This window comes from Pseudomonas syringae group sp. 243L2 (genome assembly GCF_032587875.1).
Lineage (GTDB): Bacteria > Pseudomonadota > Gammaproteobacteria > Pseudomonadales > Pseudomonadaceae > Aquipseudomonas > Aquipseudomonas amygdali.
In genome coordinates this window covers 538,316-558,583 of record NZ_JAWHPL010000021.1, presented here as the reverse complement: position 1 = coordinate 558,583, position 20,268 = coordinate 538,316, and the positions used below count along the sequence as shown (strand labels likewise).

Below are 20,268 nucleotides of genomic sequence, written 5' to 3'. Positions count from 1 at the left end.
CGGACCGCGAAAGGTCGAATCAGCTCACGTGTGTTGCAGGTTTTTTCTACGCGCCTGACCGCCACCCGGCTGGTTCGCCTGCCAAACGCATGCGGTTCGTGACGCTTTGCGTCACAAGTCTCCGGAGCAGCACAATGTCATGATGCGTCTGCAGGAGGTCGCCATACGTGCTTCTCGATCACGGTGGCACTGGCGACGCAGAGCGTCACGAACTGCGTTTCAACGCGGAGCGTTGGAACGAGAGTCATACGCACATCGGCTTTTGATTCCGGCCAGCCCCGCCTGAAAGTCAAATCAGCTCATTTGCCTGCCAAGTCACCCCCAAACCCGCTGTTTCCAGCCCCTGCGCCCGTTACCTGTCACAGAACCGTCACTGCACGACTCTAGCTTGCGCCTCCAGTTGCCGGGTCATTTGCCTGGCCTGTCGGGATTATGGGGGAGGACTTAACATGCACAGGCGTCGCAGCAGGGCTCAACTGGTCGGCTTCACACTCAGCGCGCTGGCATTTGCCATTGCCAGCGAACGCTTACAGGCGGCCGAAGCCGATACCACCGAGCACGTGCAAGTGGTCGGGCAGGCGGCGAGTATCGACAACGCGCTCAAGGAGCAACGCAGCTCCGACAGCATCAAGAGCGTGGTGCATGCCGACGGTGTTGCGCAGTTACCGGACCAGAACGTCGCCGAAGCAGTGCAACGCATGCCGGGCGTCAGCGTCGAGCGCGATCAGGGCGAGGGGCGCTTTGTCACCGTCAGGGGACTGGCGCCTGACCTCAACAGCGTGACCATCAACGGCACGCTGGTGCCTGCCCCGGAAAGTGGCCGACGCGCCGTGGCGCTGGATGTGCTGCCTGCCGAACTGGTGCAGTCACTGTCAGTGATCAAAACCCTGACCCCGGACATGGACGCCAACTCGCTGGGCGGTACAGTCGATGTCGAAAGCCTCTCTGCCTTCGACCACAAAGGGCTGTTCTACACCGGCAGCAGCGAAGCCAGCTACGACAAGAACACCCACCAGACCAGCCCCAAGTTTTCCGGCGCGGCGAGCAATCGTTTCAGCCTTGGCGACGGCATCGACAACTTCGGTGTGGCGGCAGCACTGAGCTGGCAGAAGCGTGATTTCGGCTCCGACAACGTCGAGACCGGCGGAGACTGGGACGGCTCGCGACTGCAATCGTTTGAACAACGCGACTACGACATCAGCCGCGAGCGCACCGGGGGTGGTCTTAACTTCGATTACAAACCCGATGACCTCAGCAAATACTACCTGCGCACCCTGTACAGCCGTTTCAAGGATGATGAGGTGCGCACCACCAACGGTTTCGAATTTGCCAATGCCCAGAGCGCAGGGCAGACCGGCGATGCCGAAGGCACGCGCAAGCTCAAGGCGCGCACCGAAACTCAGGAAATCCAGTCCTACGTGTTTGGTGGCGAGCGTATGGTCGGCCTTTGGACCCTCAGCGGCCAGGCCGGTTACAGCGAGTCCAGTGAAGACAGCCCTAGCCATATTGCCGGGGCCACATTCGTGGGCAACGATGATTTTGCCGACACCGGTTTCTACGACCGCGACAAGCCAAGGCCCATCGTCGATCCCTCGTTCTACGACAATTCGAACTTTACTCTGGACAAGGTCGACCGGGAAAAGCAGTACACCAAAGACACCGAGAAGAACGTGCGCCTCGACCTGGCCCGCGATTACGACTTCAAGGGCTATGCCTCGCAGTTCAAGTTTGGCGGCAAGGTCAGCCGACGCGACAAAAGCAACGATCTGGAAGTCTGGAAATACGACGATTTCGATGACCAGGGTTTCAGCGATCAGCAACTCAACCTGACACAGTTCCAGAAAGGCACCATCGACTATCGACTGGGCAATTTCGGCAGCGGTATCAGTCCCACTGCGGTCAAGGGCCTGATCGGCGGCCTGAACGCCGCCGACGCCTACGACGCGTCGGAAAGCCGGGCCAATGACTTCAAGATCAACGAAGACATCAATGCCGGTTACTTCATGAATACGCTGGATGTCGATAAATGGCGCTTCATCGCCGGTCTGCGTTACGAGGGCACGGAGATGGACGCCAAAGGAACTGGCGTGCGCGATGGGGCATTCGAGTCCAGTACCACCAACCGCCGCTATCACCACTGGTTACCAGGTCTGCATGCCCGTTATCAGATCGACAAGAGCACCCAGTTACGCGCCGCCTGGACCAAAACCGTGGTGCGCCCGACGTTCGGGCAACTGGCGCCGGGCTTTGTGATCGACGATGACGAAGCCTCTTTCGGTAACCCGAATCTGAAGCCGCTGGAGTCGAGCAACCTTGATCTGGGCATCGAACACTTCATGGGCCGAGCGGGGACGGTGTCGGCGTTCGTGTTCTACAAGGACATCCAGAATTTCGTCTACAACACCGACCTGGCGGGCACCGGGCAGTGGGCGAACTTCTCCGAAGCCAACACCTACGCCAACGGCGACAAGGCCAAGCTCTATGGCCTGGAACTGGCCTATTCGCAAAAGCTCGACTGGCTGCCATCGCCATGGAACGGTCTGCTGCTGGGCGCCAACGCCACGTTGAGCCGTTCCGACGCGAGCATCAACGGTTTCGACCAGAGCACCGGCACCAACCGCAAGCGCGACATCGACCTGCCCAGCCAGTCGAAAACCGTCGGTAACGTCATGCTCGGCTGGGAGAACGACAAGCTGAGTCTGCGTCTGTCCGCCAACTACAAATCGGCCTATCTCTACGAGTTGGCGTCGATCGGCGACAAGGACCACGACCAGTACGTGGATGCGCAGACTTTCGTCGATTTCAGCGCCCGCTATTCACTGACCAAGAACCTCAAGGTCAGCTTCGAGGCGCAGAACCTCACCGATCAGCCGTATTTCGTCTACAGCGGTCATCGCGCCTACAACGGCCAGTACGAAGAATACGGCCCGACCTACAAAGTCGGCCTGACCTTCACTCACTTCTGATCGACCTGACGCGCTCATTCAAAGGATTCAACCGTTCATGATCATTTCGTTATCACCCAAGTCAGCGTGCCTGGCGCTACTGCTTTGTCTTGCGGCCGGGGCTGCGCACGCTTCGCCGCCGATGGACCTGAACCTGACACGCTGGGCTGAAAATGCTTCGTTCAAGGCTCAATCGGCGAGCTTTCTGCCGGGCAGTGACGGCACCCGCCGCCTGGCCGCGAGCGTCAAGGCCGGTCTGTTGCTGCTGGATGAGCAGGGCCGCGAGTTGGCGAAAATGCCGGGGTCGTTCCAAGGGTTCGACAGCCGTACTACAGGCTCAAGTGTGCTCATTGCAACGCTGGATAATGCCCGCCAGCAGGCCATGCTGACCCAGCTCGATCCGACCGGAGCACACTGGTCAAAGCCGGTTTATCTGCCCGCACGCGATTATTCAGTGGCTGGTCTGTGCCTGTACCGCGATGACGCCAGCAACCTGTTTGTGTTTCTGGTGGGCGAGGAGGGCAAGGGCGAACAATGGCTGATTGGCGCAGATAATCGACTGAACGACGCGCCACGCCTGGTGCGCAACCTGCCGCTACCACCCAAAGCCGAGTTTTGTCAGGTCGATGACGCTGCGCACAGGTTGTTCGTCAATGAACAAAACATCGGTTGGTGGGCTTATTCGGCGCACCCCGAGGCTGAGGTCGCGCGTCAGCCTGTGGCTCTACGCGAACCGTTTGGCGATTTGAAACAGGCGGCGGGGGCAATGGCCATTGTTCCGGGCGGTTTGCTGGCGCTGGACCCGAAAGGCAAGGCGTTGCATCTCTATCAGCAGCAGGATTCGCTGGAGAGCTGGACGCCGGTGGCCGATCTGTCGCTGATGAGCCTGAAAAAGCCGGAAGGGCTTTCTGTGCGTGAGAGCAAGAACAGCTTGCAGGTGTTGGTTAACGACAATGACGGCGAGCGCCTGTATCAGGGGGAACTGAGCTGGTCGCCCAAACCGGTGAATAACGCCAAGCCGTTGCCGACTGTCATGGCGGCGAGTCAGAGCCAGCCGGTCGGGCGTCAGGGTGACGCCGCCGACGACCCGGCCATTTGGGTCCACCCGAAAAATCCGGCGCTCAGTCGCGTGTTGGGCACCAACAAAAAGCAGGGCCTGCTGGCTTATGACCTGACTGGCAAGCAGTTGCAGGAATTACCGGTAGGCCGCCTGAACAACGTCGATCTACGCCCAGGCTTCATGCTCGGCAAGAAGACTGTCGATCTGGCGGTAGCCAGTAACCGGGATCACAACAGCCTGAGCCTGTTCAGCATCGACCGGGTCAGCGGCGTCATTCGTGAAGCGGGAGAGATCCCCACACCATTGGCGGAAATCTATGGCGTCTGCCTGTTCAAACCTGCCAGTGGCGAGCTATACGCCTTCGCCAACGGTAAAGACGGCAGCTTTCTCCAGTATCGGCTCAGCGCGTCCGACGGTAAGGCAAAAGGCGAGCTGGTACGCCGCTTCAAGGTCGACACCCAGCCGGAAGGCTGCGTGGCCGATGACCAGCGTCAACGCCTGTTTCTCGGTGAAGAGGACGTTGGCGTCTGGGAAGTCGATGCGCGGGCGGATCAGCCTGCGACGCTTTCCAGTGTGATCAAGGTGGGCGAGGCGGTGCATGCCGATGTCGAGGGGCTGGCGCTGTATCAGAGTGACAAGCACGACTATCTGGTGATCTCCAGTCAGGGCAACGACAGCTACGTGGTGGTCGATGCCGAGCCGCCTTACGCACTGCGCGGCGCTTTTCGGGTCGGTCTCAACGCGAACGCGGGGATTGACGGTACCTCGGAAACCGACGGCATCGAAGTGACCTCCATGAACCTCGGCGGCCCTTGGAGCAAAGGCATGCTGGTGGTGCAGGACGGGCGCAAACGCATGCCCGAGCAGGCGCAGAACTTCAAGTTCGTGCCGTGGGCCGAGGTGATGAAAACCTTGAAGCTGCCGTAAGTCGTTTGTCATCAAGCGGTGCTAATCATTCGTTCCATTACAGAGGACTACCACGATGCACGCCACCCTCGAACACATGACTATCTGGGGCCTGATCAGCGATGCCAGCCTGCTGGTCAAGGCCGTGATGCTGATTCTGTTACTCGCTTCGCTGGTCAGCTGGTACCTGATCATCCAGCGCAGTCTTGCGCTGGGCCATTACGAGCGGACACTGGATGCGTTTCAGCAGCGCTTTCGCGCTGAAGCCGAGCTGGCACCGCTGTACTCCGACAGCCGTTCGGCTCAAGAGGGCGCTGACGGTATCGAGCGCGTCTTCAATGCCGGTTATGCCGAGTACGTGCAACTCAAGCCACGTCCCGGCATCGAGCCTGACGTGGTGCTGTCAGGCGTCGAACGCGCATTGCAGGTCGCGATCAGCGAGCAGGAGCTGCAACTGGAAAAAGGCCTGCAGTTTCTCGCTACGGTCGGCTCGGTCAGCCCCTACATCGGCCTGTTCGGCACGGTCTGGGGGATCATGAATTCCTTCATCGGCCTGTCTCAAGTGCAGCAGGCCACACTGTCGACGGTCGCGCCGGGTATTGCCGAAGCTTTGATTGCCACGGCCATCGGCCTGTTCGCCGCCATTCCTGCCGTTATCGCCTACAACCGTTTTGCCGCGCGTGGCCAGACGCTCACGGCCCGTTACTACAGCTTCGGCAATGAACTGCAGGTGCGCCTGAACCGCACCTTGCAAGGCCTGACCCGCAACATGGCCGCTGCGGCCTGAGGACTTGTCATGCTGGTCAAACCGCAACGCAAACATGGCCCGAAAGCCGAAATGAATGTCGTGCCCTATATCGACGTGATGCTGGTGCTGCTGGTGATTTTCATGGTCACGGCACCGATGCTGACCCAAGGGGTGAAAATCGAGTTACCCAAAGTCGCCAGCGAAGCACTCGCCACCGATACCCGGCAGCGCATCGTGACCCTGTCCGTCAAGGCGCAGGGCGGCTACTACTGGAACCTGGGCGACACGGTCGATACTCAAACGCAGACCGATCAGGCCGCGAGCCTTGAAGACATGCAGGAGCGCATCGCCCGACTGGTTGCCGAGCGCAAGGACACGCAAGTGTTCATCCGTGCCGATGACAAGGCTGATTATGGCCGGGTAGTCGCCGCCATGGCGGCGCTGCAACGCAGTGGCGTAACGCAGTTGGGCTTGGTGACCGAGGCCCCGCAATGAACACCCTGGCCCTCGATTACCACCCGCCGCGCCGCGAATGGGTGAATGGGCCCTGGCTGCGCAGCAATGGCCTGGCCGCTGCCATCGCGCTGGCATTGCATGGCGTGCTGCTGGGCGGTCTTATGTTCGGCTGGAGCCCGCACGAAGCACCGCCCGCACAGAGCAGAACCCTGACCACGCAATTAGTGATTTTGCCGCCAGCGCCTGAGCCGGTTCCAGTCGCCGCTGCGTCGGTTGTCGAGCCTGTTCAGCTGCCGCCACCTGCACCGGCCTCGCTGCCGATCACCCAGCCGGTAGAAGCTGCAAAACCGCAGGCAGAGCCGCAGCGCCAGGTCGAACAGGCGGCGTTGGCACGCAAGCGCGTTGACGAGCAAAAGCGCGAGCGCGAACAGCAACAGAGCGTTCAGCGCCTGCACGAAGCCGAGCAGCAAAAGCGCCAGGAACAGCAGCGGCTGGCCGAGCAGCAACGTCAGCAGGTTGAGCAACAACGTCAGGCCGAACAGGCGCGTCAGTCTGCCGAGCGCGCCCGCCAGGCGCAGCAATCAGCACAACAGCAGGCCGCCGCTGACAGCAGCCAGTATCAGCCACTCAGCAAGGAGGCTCCGGACTATCCCGAACGGGCTCTGGACAAAGGCATCGAGGGTGATTGCACGGTGGTCTACGACGTGTCGCCGCAAGGCACGGTGGTCAACCCGCAAGTGCAGGGTGCGTGCCATCCATTGTTCATCCGTCCTTCACTGGCCGCAGCGCAAACCTTTCGTTATCAGCCACGGGTTGTCGAGGGCAGGGCGGTGAGCGTATCCGGGGTGAAGAATACCTTCCACTACCGGATCAAATAGACAGTGGGCCTGATGCATGCTGCGGCAGGCCCGCACAGGTTTTAACTGACCTTGAAGCGCCGTACCAGCGCAATCAGGCGAGTGTTGGACTCGGAAAGGGCAGCGGTGCTGCGTTCGTTACTGGAGCCGCCTTCGACCAGCTCTTCGACGATATGCCGAACGGCAATGATGTTACGGCTGATTTCCTCTGACACCGCGCTTTGCTCCTCGGCCGCTGTGGCGATTTGCGTGCTCAGGTCGTTGATCTGCAGAACCGAGCGAGTCATGTCGTCCAGGCCGCTTGTTACGGCGGTGGTTTTGCCCGCCGTGGTCTGGCAGCTCTGGCGGGTTTTTTCCATCGCGGCTACTGCGGCGCTGACGCCTTGTTGCAGGCTGCCGAGCATTTCGTTGATCTCCGACGTGCTGGCCTGGGTGCGAGCGGCGAGGGCGCGCACCTCATCGGCCACGACCGCGAAGCCACGGCCCTGTTCGCCGGCGCGCGCGGCTTCAATGGCGGCGTTAAGCGCGAGCAGGTTGGTCTGCCCGGCGATTTCGCCAATCACCGCCAGCACCGCGTTGATGCGCTTGGCGTCCTGCTCCATCGACTGCACTTTGCTGGTGGCCGAATCGACCTCGCTGATCAGTGCATTCACGCTGTCAGAAGCGTCTGCAACCACGGTTTTCGATACCTGCGCGTTCTCATTGGCCGACTGCGTGAAGCTTGCGGTCTGCGCCGCGCTGCGGGCCACTTCGTCCGCGGTGGAGGACATCTCGGTGATCGCAGTAACGGCCTGATCGGTTTCGTTGGCGTGACGGATCAGAATGGCATTGGTAACGCCCGCCTGACTGCGCAGTTGTTCGATACCGCTGGCAATCTCGCTGGTGGAACTGCTGACGTCGAGCATCATGCGTTGCAGGTAGGCAATGAAGTTGTTGACCGACTCCCCCACCTGATCCACTTCATCGTGCCCTTTGACGGCAATGCGCCGGGTGAGATCGGCGTCACCGGCCGACAGCGTGTCGATGTTGGTTTTGAGCACGCCCAGACGGTTCATCAGCGTGCGCAACGCAACGATCATCAGCACCAGCAGCACCAGAACCATCGGGATCTGCAGCCAGGCCAGGGTCTTGAGGACGGTTTCGCTCTGGCTTTTCAGCAGGTCGGTGTTTTGCGAAACGGCCAGCAACCAGGGCGTTCCAGCAACCGGCATCAGAAACAGCGTTGATTCTTCGCCATCGCTGTTCTGGTAGGTCAGACGCGAGGTGCCAGAACCTTTGACGGCGAGTGCCGACTTGATGCCATTAATGAACGGCGATTGCGCCGCCAGTTCGGAGACATTGCGCAGCACGATCTTGTCGCTGCTGCCCGGTACGTTGGACAGAATCTTGCCATCGGCCTCGATGATCATGATCCGGCCATGGACTTCCTGCTCTTTGGCTTCAACCAGCTTGTTGAAGAAGCCCAGCGTCACGTCGATGGTCGACACGCCCCAAGGCTGTCCGTCTTTGGTAATGGCCATGGCGCAGTTGGTGCGCGGTTCCGGGCTGGCGGCATCCTGATAGGCGGGCGCCCAGGCGCATTGGCCAGCAGGCGAGTTCAAGCCGCCTTTGTGCCAGCCCTGTTCGAAATAGTTGAGCGACTCAGGCGAGTTCCAATGGGTGTTGACGATCAACTTGCCCGACGCATCGCGATGGTAAAAGGTGCTGTGCTTGGCACGACCGGGCGTGCGCACGTTCGGCAAAGGCCAGATCCCGCCGCCAAACACCTTGGCTTCGCCGTACTGGTTGACCATAAACGGCAGCAGGCGGTCGATATCGTCACTGGACAGTTGCGGCACCAGTTCAGTAATCACCCGCGCCTGCGCCTGTACGCGGGCCAGTTCGGTCTTGATCTCGTTACTGATATCTGCTGCCTTGGCGGTCAGCATGTTTTCATCGTTGGCGGTGAGCCTGGGGGAGACGAACTGACCGATTCCATAAACCGTCAGAACGATGACCAAGGCCATGAACCCCACGAAGGTTGCGGTGTAGCGAGCTTGCACTGTCTTGAGCGAGGCCATTTTTTTGTTATACCTGAGCCGTGGGAAAGGGACTACCTGACCGAGGTGTCGGCTGATGCAGATGTTTCTTGATGTGACATAAACGCCAATTTCAGTACGTTCAAATGGGCTGGGCGATGCCCGCTTGTCCGCGATCTCTCAAGTGTAGGAGCGGACTTGTCCGCGATCTGCCGGGAACCGGCAGCATAAACGGTGCACGTGGTACGTCTGGTACAACCGTAGCCCATTTTGGAACCGCTTCGCAGCCCATCGTAGCCGTCGTAACCTCCTGAAACTCCTACGCCCTTCGGGCAGAAGCTCGTTCTATGGCCACCTTACGACGTGTTCGTAACGCTGGGCGCGCGCAAGCCGCAGCGCCGAAATTTTTTCAGCCCTTGCTTGACTTCCTTTTCCTAATCAGTAACATAGCGCTCATTCCGCGATAGCTCAGTTGGTAGAGCAAGTGACTGTTAATCACTGGGTCCCTGGTTCGAGTCCAGGTCGTGGAGCCACTTTCTGTAATTCAAGTTCAGTGTTGATTTAAGTGATTGCTCTGCAATCACTTAACCGCGGTAGCTAAGGTTTGGAGCCTTACTCGCGGCCAGTAATGAATTTAAATCTCGCTTTGCTCCTCACTTTTCAAGCACTTTTCGCGTCATAGCCTTGAGCACCGCGTGCTACAGCGCATGTCGTCACGTGTTGAATTCGCCTCTCGCCCGAACCGCCGTCAAACCCTAATCCAATAGACCCTTTCTTGGAAAACCCAGCGTTTTTTTCAGCGAAGGGCGATTTCGCGCGGCCGCTGCAGCCGCAGTCAGATGAGCCTATAGCAGATGGTTCAAACCGTTCGTCGGATTTATTCGGTATTTGCAATAAAAGCAATCTGCCAGCACCGAGCGCAATTTACTTCCTCTACAGATTTGTACAAGATTTGATACAGGTCGACGAGGGCCGTTGTAGGTGGCTGAAGAAGACCCTCCACCGATGTCTTTTCGATATTTATTAAGATTCATGGCATGCAAAAAATGCATGCCAAGCGCTTTACTGTTTGGATCAGCACGTTGGTTTGAAAACTACGTGTTGAAATTTATTTGCACTATAGCGTTCTCGAATGTAGATCACTTGGTCTGCATGTTTATTTAAATAATGTTGTGGCATCAGCGTGCTCTGATGATAAGGGAGAGGTGAAAATTTGGCGATCTTCGTAATGCCGTTGTTGTACTTGTACTATGTTCTTGCTTTCTGGTTTATTTGCAAAGTTTCTCTGTGGGGTTACTCGAGCAATGTAAGGAAGGTTCACGTTGTAATAAGGTTTCTCTGTCTGTCGTTTATATTCTATGGGTCTGAACTCTATTCTTATGCTGAGTGGAGAGTGGCGTGCGCTACTACGGCAGGGCTGCACATCTATGGCAAAGAGTCTGTTGACGGTTTTTTTTATCCTGATGTCGGGGAAGTAGAGTCACGTTACTTTCTGAATCATGGGTATAGTTTCATTGAGGGTCCTGAACTCACCGGATTAAAGCCAGTTACAGACCAAATATACAGGTTTTATAAAGACCCCAGTGGGATTGTAGATAAAGAAGCAGTTACAAGCCTTAGAAGTAAGTATCAATATCAGAATCAGCAGATAAAAATGTTGGGCGGCGGAAAAATCGAAAAGGATATTGTAAAAAATATAGATACTGACGCGGTGCTAGGTGAGTCCGTTGTGGTTCAGTATTCTGGTGGATTAATACAAGATTTACTATTTGCTTTTTTTTCTGCTGATCAGGTGGGTCGAAGCGCGCAGTGTTCCGGTAATTCAAATAGGAAAAACATTATCGAGGAAGTTATTCCTCCCATCTTGAGCAGGTGAATGGAATGAATGTTCAGACTTATGCGCTAAATAGTCTGTTGGCGCAGGCATCATATGGGCTATTTAAATCGCTGGCGGATGTAGATGTAGTCGCTGCGTTAAAAGACCCAAAAAAAGGGGGGTTTTCAGATACTCAAGCTAAGGAATTTATTAAGGACTATGAACTAGTCAGCTACCAAGAGAATACAGAAAACGGATTTGCAGCTGCGATATTTGAAAATCGTATTACACATGAGGTTACGTTTTCGATTCGAGGGACCGAAGGCGATTTTAACGATATGGTTGAGGCGGACGCAATCGGAATTGGATTCAATGGAATTGCAACTTGGCAAAGCATTGATCTATTCAATTATTACCAAGAGCTCACTACGCCGGCAGGTCAAGCATACACTGCTTATAGTTACAGCTCGGGTATTTACACGCCTCTCGGGTTGACCATCGTTCCTGCAGGAATTACAACTGAGGTCAAGATTGCAGGCGACGGGTATAAATTAAGTTCAAGTGGTTTTAATATTGCAGGCCATTCTCTGGGAGGGCACCTGTCGATCGTGCTGAGCAGGCTGGCAGACGACAGTGTGAAATCGGTATTTACATACAATGCGCCGGGTTTTGATACGGCACTTGTTCCCGCGGCTAATAATACCGAGTGGTTATTTAACACGCTAGCTGCATTGCAGGTTGCGGAGACTGGAGCCACATCGATTGGTACCAAGTTCTCGCCGGAAAAAATAACCAATCTGGTATCTCCTGGCGATATGGTGTCCAAAATAGGTACCGTGCCAGGGACCATCTATAAAAGCTTCGATGAACTGTCAGATATAGGGGGTGCGCACTCTATTGTCAATCTTTCGGATGCACTTGCGGTTGCATCGTTGTTGCACTTTTTTGATCCCTCTCTGACCCTTGGTGCTATTGCAGGTATCTTGTCCAGTAGCACGCTTGATGAAAACCTGGCACTGGACTCGGTTGTATCGGCTTTAAACGCGATCATCAATTCGAGCCCTGTCAAGGAGCCCGCAAGGGTTAGTGAGCTTTCACGGGACGATATGTACAAAAATATATTGTCTATGGAAAATCACTGGGTGGCTGGAGACAAGCCCACTACTTTTGTTACTTCGTTGGTAGGTTTATCTGCTGGCGCAATCGAAAGTCTCATGTACAGCAACGTTGCTTATAAATACGCAGCCTACAACTTTAATGGTTTTGCGTTGAAAAACGACAGCTTTTATCAGGGCATGCAAGGGATCGATACTCTGAATGATTACAATCAGGCGACAGGCACAGGCAATATAACTTCGGCATGGGTGTCAGATAGAGCGTTATACTTGAGTTTGCTATTGAAAGCTGGTGCCGAAGGTGCAGATACGGCATTGGGCTCTCCCCTGATAACACTGTCAAAGCACGCTTTCCTGTTTGAAGAAGGAAATACCACCTACAACACTCTTTATGTCAACGAAGGTATAGATCGGCAATCAATACTCTTTGGTTCTCGGTCTGATGATAACCTGCTTGGAAGCTTGGCACGTGATCATCTTTATGGCGAAAGTGGTGATGATTATTTGTACGGAGGTGATGGCGATGATCTGCTTGAGGGCGGGGAAGGTAATGATCACCTGAATGGTGGGCGAGACGATGACCGTTTAATCGGCATGGGCGGAGCCGATACCTTAACCGGCGGCTCAGGAAGTGATCAGCTTGAAGGGGGGGCGGGTATTGATACTTATAGCTTCTTCAAAGGCGACGGTCTTGATCACATTATTGACGGGGATGGTTTAATAAAAATAAATGAAGCGGCTGTGCACGGTGGTAAGCAAGTTGGTCCTGGTGCTAACACTTGGTTGAGTGAAACGGGAGATGTAAGATTTTCCTTAAGTGACGAAGGTGGTGACCGTAAAAGCTTGTCAATGTTTTATGGAGACGGCGATCGGATAGTCATCGATAATTTCGTAATGGGTACTTTTGGAATCACCCTAAGCGACTATATTGAGCCTGATCGAAGTTTTGGTAATTTAAATACCATTGAAGGAGATTTGAAACCTGAAGATCAGGATGCCACGGAGGCGGATATTCAGGTCGGCCTTGATGGCTGGGGTAATGAAATAGTCATGCCTGGCGTCGCAGATCCGGACCGCCAAAATAGATTATTTGATACCCCTGGGAATGATAATTTATTAGGGCTGGGCGGAGACGACGAGTTAACGTCTCTACAGGGTGGCGATGACAGGCTAGATGGTGGTAGTGGAGACGATACGTTAACAGGTGGTGTCGGTGATGATACCTTGGTCGGTGGTGTTGGAGCAGATATTCTCATTTCCAGCGATGGTGATGATGAATTATATGCTGAAGTGGAAACAACGCTAGACGACTTTATAATGGCAACGTCACCCAAGAATGGGGCCAATTTTCAGGATTGGCTAGATGCTGGTAAAGGAGATGATCTACTTATCGGATCCTCATCACGGGATATGCTGCTTGGCGGTGAAGGCGCGGACACCTTGGCAGGTGGCAATGGTGATGATTTTCTTGGCGGTGACGAGATAGGTGGTATTCCTGATGCAGATTGGTCTTTTACTACAGATTTGCAAACCAATGGATTGATGTTACTTAAAACGTTTAAAGGAGGGCTGAATGACGATATTGAGGATGGCGGTGATGACGTCATGTACGGTGGTGCAGGAAATGACATGCTTTGGGGGAGTTTTGGAAACGATTATTTAAGTGGCGACTCCGGTAATGACATACTTGATGGTCACGATGGAAATGACACACTTTTTGGAGGCACGGGAGACGATTTCCTGTCGGGAGATAGCCGGGACTTTTCTGGGAATTTGGGAAAAGGGGCTGATTACCTGGATGGCGGTGATGGTAATGACCAACTGATCGGATCGGCTTTAAACGACATACTAATCGGGGGTACTGGCAACGATACCTTGTGGGGCGATTATTTTTTTGGAGGAGACGATCTTCCAGGTCAAGACTTCCTGGATGGAGGAGACGGCTCGGATTATCTGATGGGAGGCCAAGATAACGACACTCTCTACGGCGGCGATGGCGAAGATTTTCTGTTCGGAGATGAAACGTCTGCACCCAAAGCCCAGCACGGCAACGACGTCTTGTATGGCGGTCAAGGTAATGACGAAATTCAGGGTATGGGAGGCAACGATACCCTTTTCGGAGGGAGCGAGAACGACACTCTTTTGGGCGATGGTCGTGACGTTGCCGCAGAGTCGCATGGGGATGATTTGATCTTTGGTGAGGCAGGCAACGATAGCCTATGGGGTGGAGGCGGCTCCGACTCCTTGTATGGTGGAGAAGGTGCGGATTTTCTTGAGGGAGATTTTCCTGGCCTGACAACTTTATATGAAGGGAATGATTACCTTGATGGAGGAAATGGCGAGGATACCCTTCAAGGTGCAGGCGGTGACGATACGTTATTTGGCGGTAATGATAACGACGTATTATTCGGGGGGATGGGAGATAACGTTCTGGAAGGCGGGCAGGGTAACGATTTTGTTTCGGCTTCTACCGGCAATGATGTGTACCTGTTTAACAGTGGGGACGGCGCAGACACTATCGAAGACAGCGGAGGCAATAATAAGATTTTCTTTGGTGGTAAATTTTCGGTCGACTCTCTTGAAGTCAGAATTTCAACTCCGTCGTTGGGTCAACAGTATCTTCATGTAGGTGACTCATTAGGCAGTTATGTTTTGCTCGCTAACATGCCAGCGTGGTCAACGTCCAGTTTTAGTTTTGTAGATGGGGCTACATTAAGCTATGCCGAGCTTATAAAACTCTCCGAGAATAGTTTGAAATACACTGGCTTTGAAAAGTCTGAGCTTGTATATGGTACCATGTTAGCTGATGTCATTAATGCTGAAGGCGGTGACGATTCCCTCAATGGCCAAGGCGGTGACGATCTGTTAGATGGCGGAGAGGGCGCAGATACATATATCGTCAATGCAAACGATGGTGATGACATAATATCTGATAGCGTCTGGGTTCCCGCTAGCACAGTCACTCCACTTACTGTTGAACAAGCCACCAATGCCGTAGCTGCAGACAGTGATATTTCAGGAAACGTTGTCCGTTTTGGGCAGGGGATCACCAGAGATAATGTTCTTTTTAAGGAGGCCTTGACGTTTTCATTGCAGAAAGTTCTCTTGGTAGAGTACCCAGGCGGGTCATTAACCATTCTCGGTGGTTTTGAAAGTGTCATCTCGAAGTATAGTTTTGCTGATGGATCGGTGCTCACTCACGCTGACGTGATGAAAATAGTATCTTCAACACCGGCTGTTTCCAGCAACGGCGCAGATACGATTACCGGCACAGATGCTGATGATCAACTTGATGGCAAAGACGGGGCAGACCTCATCTACGGCGGCTTAGGGAATGACAGTATCGTAGGCGGGCAGGGAGACGATACGTTGTATGGGGGCTATGGTGATGACCACCTATACGGCGGGGATGGCGATGATCGTCTTGATGGCGGTTCAGGTAACGATGTGTTGGAGGGTGGCGCTGGAGATAATACATTCTATTTTTCGCGAGGTATGGAGAATGACACATTCATCGCGGACGGCGCATCGAATAACACATTGATTTTTGGCTCGGACTATAAGTTGTCCGACGTGCTGGTAACTCAATCGGGTGCTGATCTTGTTCTTACCAGCCGTAACGGGCCAGAAAGCGTTACATTAAAGGATTATTACACCCTACATCAAAGTTGGAGCGCGGTTTTAGCTGGTGTGACTTATAAGGGGTTTGATCAGATCCTTGAAGCTTCCGCTTTTCAAGGAACCTCGGCGTACGCATCTTATCAACAGCAATTTATTGACAGCGTTCAGAATGATTTGTTTTTACGGCTTACCAGTGATGTATACACTTCATTGGGGGGCGGTAACTTTCAATGGGTCGGCAGGAGCGACTATGGTTTTTCAAGTTCGGTTTCCTATAATAACTGGAAAAGTGAGTTTGTTATTGGTCATGTTGAGTCGACAAATGGAAGCATGCATCATAGCCAGCCGGCAGTTGCTGTGTTGTTTGAAGACTCGAGTTCCAGTAAACTGGTTCAGAACAGCTTTATTGTTTCCGTCGCTCCGAGCCACTCAACAGGATCAAATTTTGTTCCGAAGTCCGGTGCAGTGTTTCACCCTAGCGTTTCTAACACTGGATTTGATTTTGCTTTGGGTAGCACTATAGTTGAGGTTAACGACGTTACTGGAAAGCCGGATGGGTGGTGGGTTTATCCCCCAGCCAATTCGGCCTCTTCGAATTCGTATAAAAGTATTCCTGAAGGCTCCACACAAATTTCCAAGCTGTTTTCGGTGTCTACTAGCTTGACGACATTTACCCATAAGATTGTTTATGGCGACAATGTGAGCGGGCGAGTTGATGTTGAACACGGTAATATTTTTTATGCAGGTAGTGGAGATGATTTATTAGTCGCTTACGCTCTATATGCGTATCATGATGATCTTTGGTACGGTGGGACGATGATGTCAGGTGGTGACGGCAACGATACGTTAGTCGGCCATCACGGTGACGATATTTTAATTGGCGGCGGCGGGAATAACGTATTTTTTGGTGGTAACGGAAAAGACACCTACGTTATAGATGGCTCCGCTGGCACTGATATTATTTCGGATACTCCAGAGCCAGATGATCACGATAGTTGGACTGCGGATAACCTGCACATTTGGACATTTGGGTATGAGACATATTCTCTCGATGCTGCTGATACTGTTATTTTGCCAGACGGCGTAACCATTGCAGACCTGGTGCTCACGCAAAGCGTCGTTGTTTCGGAAGGTGTGAGTCTTGATCTCTTGAAAACACCGGACGCACAATATTCAGGAGCCGTCGAAGCTGCGAAAGCCGCCATGGCTTATAATACTTTAGATTTAAGTTGGGGAGGGCACAAGGTCCAGATCCTCCTTCCTCATGCTAATGATCCGCGTGGGTCTGGCATTGAGCTGATTCGTTTTGCTGACGGAACGGAAATTTCGCTAAATGATTTGATGGCTCAAAAAGGTCTGGTTGGCGTGCCTGATGTATATCTTGCTGGCGCGAATGTCGACTACACAGGCTTGACAAGCAATCGTATTGAGACGCCCTTAAGCTTCATGGGTGGTTTGGGTAACGATACCGTAACGACTAATAAATATGACGCCTATGGGTTTGATGGCGATGATTATTTGGAAACTGTTGCAAATAAAGACTGGTTTGGGGTCGGGCCTGGTTTATACGGTGGTAAGGGTAATGATACGCTGGTTGTCAATTCTGTCGGTTCAACGGTTGAAGGTGGGGAGGGTGATGACGTTATCGTATTAAGCGGCGCTGGAATGGTTAATATAACGGGTGCTGTCGAAGGGCATGATAATATTCTATTTCGAAATGGTATTACTGCCGAAAGATTGTCGTTTCATAAGTTTGAGAGTTCGCTGGCTATTCTTGTTGATTCTGACTTCAATAAAGTTGTGCTGGTAGAGAATTATTTTGCAGCCAGCACGCTGGGTGATTATACAGTCAGGACTGCTGATGGGGCGATTTACAACAAGGAAGACGTGGGTGCGATGATCGCGGAATTGCCTGTTCCTAATGCAATGCTTGGTGGCAGCGCGGGCAATGATATTTTCTTTGGCTCTGATGCGCCAGAGGATTTATACGGCAACACAGGTATTGATGAGGTTTACGGTGGTGGTGGAAGTGATCGATACTTTTTTTCATCGGGCGAGTATTTGACTGTCCATGAGGTTAGCGGCAGTAATGATACTGTTGTGTTTGACAGGGATATTGATATTAACTTGATTGCGTCTTCTGTAAAGAAGATAAACAACGATCTGCTTTTCGATTTTAATGCTGTCTCTGCGGGGCAAGTGACCGTCAAAAACTTTTTTCTCGGCGGTGAGTTTCTTGTTGAAAAATTCATGACTCAGGCGGGTGATGTCGTACCTGCTCAGAAAATATTTGATATGTTCAATATCGCAATGCCGTTAATGTCTTCCCCGGCTTATGATTCCCGTATAAATGACTTGCCAGATACTGACTCTGTAATCAATGGCTCAGACTCCCGCGATGACATATTTGGCTTCAATGGTTCGGATACTGTGTTGGGGCGCGGGGGAGACGACAGGCTCAGTGGAGGGAATGGCAATGATTTGTTGTCAGGCGGTCTTGGAAACGACAGACTGATAGGCGGTCGTGGTGACGACGTTTACGTTTTTGCCAAGGGTGATGGTCAGGATGTTATTGATAACGCCGGAGGTGGAAAAGATATTTTACGACTGGTGGGTATCAATGGTGCAGACATTAGTGGCGGTTTGGTTAAAGACGCCAACAACCTGGTCATTAACGTACATGGCTCGTCTGACTCTATTACGCTTGAGAACTGGTTTGGCGGTGACGGTAATGTGATAGAAAATATAATCTTCGATGATGGTGCTGTTTCATCGGCCGCTATTGCTTCAGCTTATGGTATTGATATCTTTTCGGGGGAGGTTTCCGACGTTTACGCTGAGCTTCCTGAAGAGCGAGATTATTCGAATATTGTGCTTGCCAAGCAAAGTAATACTTATATGAGAGGAACTCAGTCCAGTGATTTCATTGAGGGGTCATCAGGTAACGATATTTTAGACGGGAGTGGTGGTGATGACTACCTGATCGGCGGAAGAGGGAATGATATGTATTTGAATATCTTTGCAGGTGATACAGGCAAGGATATAATTAATAATTACTCTAGCACCCCCTCGGACAGTGATTCTCTTATGTTGGGCGTTTCGAATATTCGAACTGTCTGGTTTGCCAAAAATAATGCCGACCTGATTATTTCACACTTGGGAACGGATAATTCGGTCACTATTGCTGACTGGTATTTGGGCGCGGATCATAAACTTGATCAGGTAACAAATGGACGTTATAGCTTAAGCGCCGAAGGCGTTGAAGACATGGTAGAGGTCATGTCGACGCTGGGTCAACCCATCAATGGTCTTATAACTCTGACCGGCGACCAGCAAGCTGTTTTTGATTCGTTGATCGCCTCCAACTGGATTAACTACTCTACGCCCGTTGTCATGTGACCTTTCAGCATCCAGGCACACTGTGCCTGGATGCTGGTTTCAGGAAGAAGAAACTTGAATATACTGATTATTCATCAGAATTTTCCGGGCCAGTTCAAGAATCTGGTTCGTGATATTTCAGGTCGTTCAACGTGTGAGTTGACCGTCATTTCTCGGGATACTACGCCTGTCTATCACGGTGTGCGTCACATCAGGTACAGACCCAAGAGGTCGGTATCAAGTACGACCCATAACTATTTAAGAACTTTTGAGGATGCTGTGCTTCATGGTCAGCAGGTTCTGAGAGTGTTATTGCAATTGAAAAGAACTGGCTACCGTCCTGCTGTTATTCTGGCGCACCCAGGATGGGGAGAAGCTTTATTCATAAAAGATGCATTTCCGGACACGCCGCTTATTAATTTTTGCGAGTACTACTATCATGCTATGGGTGCTGATACAGGATTTGATCCCGAGTTTCCTGCATCAGCCGATAGCCGTGCTCGACTACGGATTATAAATTCTCTTCACTTACTCAACCTTGAACAGTGCGATGTAGGTATCACGCCGACCCGCTGGCAGCACTCCCTTCATCCGGCTGCCTACCGAGACAAGATAAAAGTCATACATGAAGGCATTGATCTTGATGGGCTTATGGATGTTCACCGTAGTGACTTGATTTTAGATAATGGTCAGGTTGTTCGCTGTGGTGACCCTGTCATCACCTACGTTGCCAGAAATCTTGAGCCCTATAGAGGATTTCATGTATTTATGCGTTCTTTGTCACGAATACTCAATCACCATGATTCGGTACAAGTTCTGATTGTCGGTGGTGACAGCGTCAGCTATGGAGCTCGCCCTCACGGTGCTTCAGGCTGGAGGGAGAAAATGACTTCTGATATGAGTTCATCTGATTTAAAGCGTATTCACTTTCTCGGAAAAGTCAGCTATGCGAAATACAAACAGGTGTTGTCATTGTCATCGGTGCACATTTACTTGACTTATCCATTTGTGTTGTCTTGGTCATTGCTGGAGGCGATGGCGATGGGGTGTGTTGTTTTGGGGTCAAGAACCAGGCCCGTCGAAGAGGTTGTTACTGACGGCGTCAATGGATACCTGGTGGACTTTTTTGATTGTTCCGGTATCGCCGATCAAACGCTGTCAATTTTAAATAATCTGGATAAGCAGGAATATATAAAAGGAAATGCACAGAATAGCGCCCGAGCTTACAGTAGCAATGAAGGCAATTCAGCATATTGGGATGTCATCCATAGCGTGGTGATCTAATTTTTTTGTATGTGTCTACAAAGCGGCTTAAGACCATTTCGTTATCTGTTGCTGCACACCAGAG

The 20,268-nt window shown here is 52.6% G+C and carries 8 protein-coding genes, 1 tRNA gene and 2 pseudogenes; 9 read left to right on the top strand and 2 right to left on the bottom strand.

What is annotated here, in order from left to right:
- Positions 1-449 precede the first annotated feature (449 nt).
- Genes RYB66_RS15445 through RYB66_RS15425 form a run of 5 tightly spaced genes read left to right on the top strand, consistent with a single transcriptional unit; the run spans position 450 to position 6,993 of the window.
- Positions 450-2,966 (top strand): TonB-dependent receptor, encoded by a 2,517-nt coding sequence (locus RYB66_RS15445; protein ID WP_057402736.1) that lies wholly within the window; start codon positions 450-452, stop codon positions 2,964-2,966.
- Positions 2,967-3,003: 37 nt separating this feature from the next.
- The gene (locus RYB66_RS15440) at positions 3,004-4,932 is read left to right on the top strand and encodes a phytase (RefSeq protein ID WP_316894807.1); all 1,929 of its coding nucleotides are present in this window, start codon (positions 3,004-3,006) and stop codon (positions 4,930-4,932) included.
- Positions 4,933-4,987: 55 nt separating this feature from the next.
- Positions 4,988-5,698, top strand: coding sequence for a protein TolQ (gene tolQ / locus RYB66_RS15435; RefSeq protein ID WP_005745931.1), 711 nt, complete (start codon positions 4,988-4,990; stop codon positions 5,696-5,698).
- Positions 5,699-5,707: 9 nt separating this feature from the next.
- Positions 5,708-6,154, top strand: coding sequence for a protein TolR (gene tolR / locus RYB66_RS15430; protein WP_005745933.1), 447 nt, complete (start codon positions 5,708-5,710; stop codon positions 6,152-6,154).
- A complete protein-coding gene (locus RYB66_RS15425) occupies positions 6,151-6,993 on the top strand; it encodes an energy transducer TonB (RefSeq protein ID WP_005745934.1) in 843 nt (280 codons plus the stop codon). Before tolR ends, RYB66_RS15425 begins: the two co-directional genes overlap by 4 nt.
- Before the next feature lie 41 nt (positions 6,994-7,034).
- On the opposite strand, the pseudogene RYB66_RS26650 reads toward RYB66_RS15425, so the two are convergent.
- Positions 7,035-7,610: pseudogene (locus tag RYB66_RS26650) on the bottom strand (methyl-accepting chemotaxis protein); the annotation flags it as partial.
- 333 nt (positions 7,611-7,943) lie between these two features.
- A pseudogene (locus RYB66_RS26645) lies at positions 7,944-8,765 on the bottom strand (cache domain-containing protein); the annotation flags it as partial.
- A 682-nt stretch (positions 8,766-9,447) separates the two neighbouring features.
- Between RYB66_RS26645 and RYB66_RS15415 the strand changes: the two are divergent.
- The 4 genes from RYB66_RS15415 (at position 9,448) to RYB66_RS15400 (ending at position 20,204) form a co-directional block, all read left to right on the top strand.
- Positions 9,448-9,523: transfer RNA gene (locus RYB66_RS15415), tRNA-Asn, on the top strand.
- Between the two features lie 860 nt (positions 9,524-10,383).
- Positions 10,384-10,866, top strand: a complete 483-nt coding sequence (locus tag RYB66_RS15410; protein ID WP_225231668.1) for a hypothetical protein — start codon at positions 10,384-10,386, stop codon at positions 10,864-10,866.
- Positions 10,867-10,871: 5 nt separating this feature from the next.
- The gene (locus RYB66_RS15405; RefSeq protein ID WP_316894804.1) at positions 10,872-18,941 is read left to right on the top strand and encodes a calcium-binding protein; all 8,070 of its coding nucleotides are present in this window, start codon (positions 10,872-10,874) and stop codon (positions 18,939-18,941) included.
- 54 nt (positions 18,942-18,995) lie between these two features.
- A complete protein-coding gene (locus RYB66_RS15400; RefSeq protein WP_057404629.1) occupies positions 18,996-20,204 on the top strand; it encodes a glycosyltransferase family 4 protein in 1,209 nt (402 codons plus the stop codon).
- The last annotated feature ends 64 nt before the right edge of the window (positions 20,205-20,268 follow it).

What these genes read in the sequence shown, in the direction of transcription:
- RYB66_RS15405 (WP_316894804.1), top strand. Translation starts at nt 10,872, where the DNA reads ATGAATGTTCAGACTTATGCGCTAAATAGTCTGTTGGCGCAGGCATCA.
- RYB66_RS15445 (WP_057402736.1), top strand. Translation starts at nt 450, where the DNA reads ATGCACAGGCGTCGCAGCAGGGCTCAACTGGTCGGCTTCACACTCAGC.
- tolR (WP_005745933.1), top strand. Translation starts at nt 5,708, where the DNA reads ATGCTGGTCAAACCGCAACGCAAACATGGCCCGAAAGCCGAAATGAAT.
- tolQ (WP_005745931.1), top strand. Translation starts at nt 4,988, where the DNA reads ATGCACGCCACCCTCGAACACATGACTATCTGGGGCCTGATCAGCGAT.
- RYB66_RS15440 (WP_316894807.1), top strand. Translation starts at nt 3,004, where the DNA reads ATGATCATTTCGTTATCACCCAAGTCAGCGTGCCTGGCGCTACTGCTT.
- RYB66_RS15425 (WP_005745934.1), top strand. Translation starts at nt 6,151, where the DNA reads ATGAACACCCTGGCCCTCGATTACCACCCGCCGCGCCGCGAATGGGTG.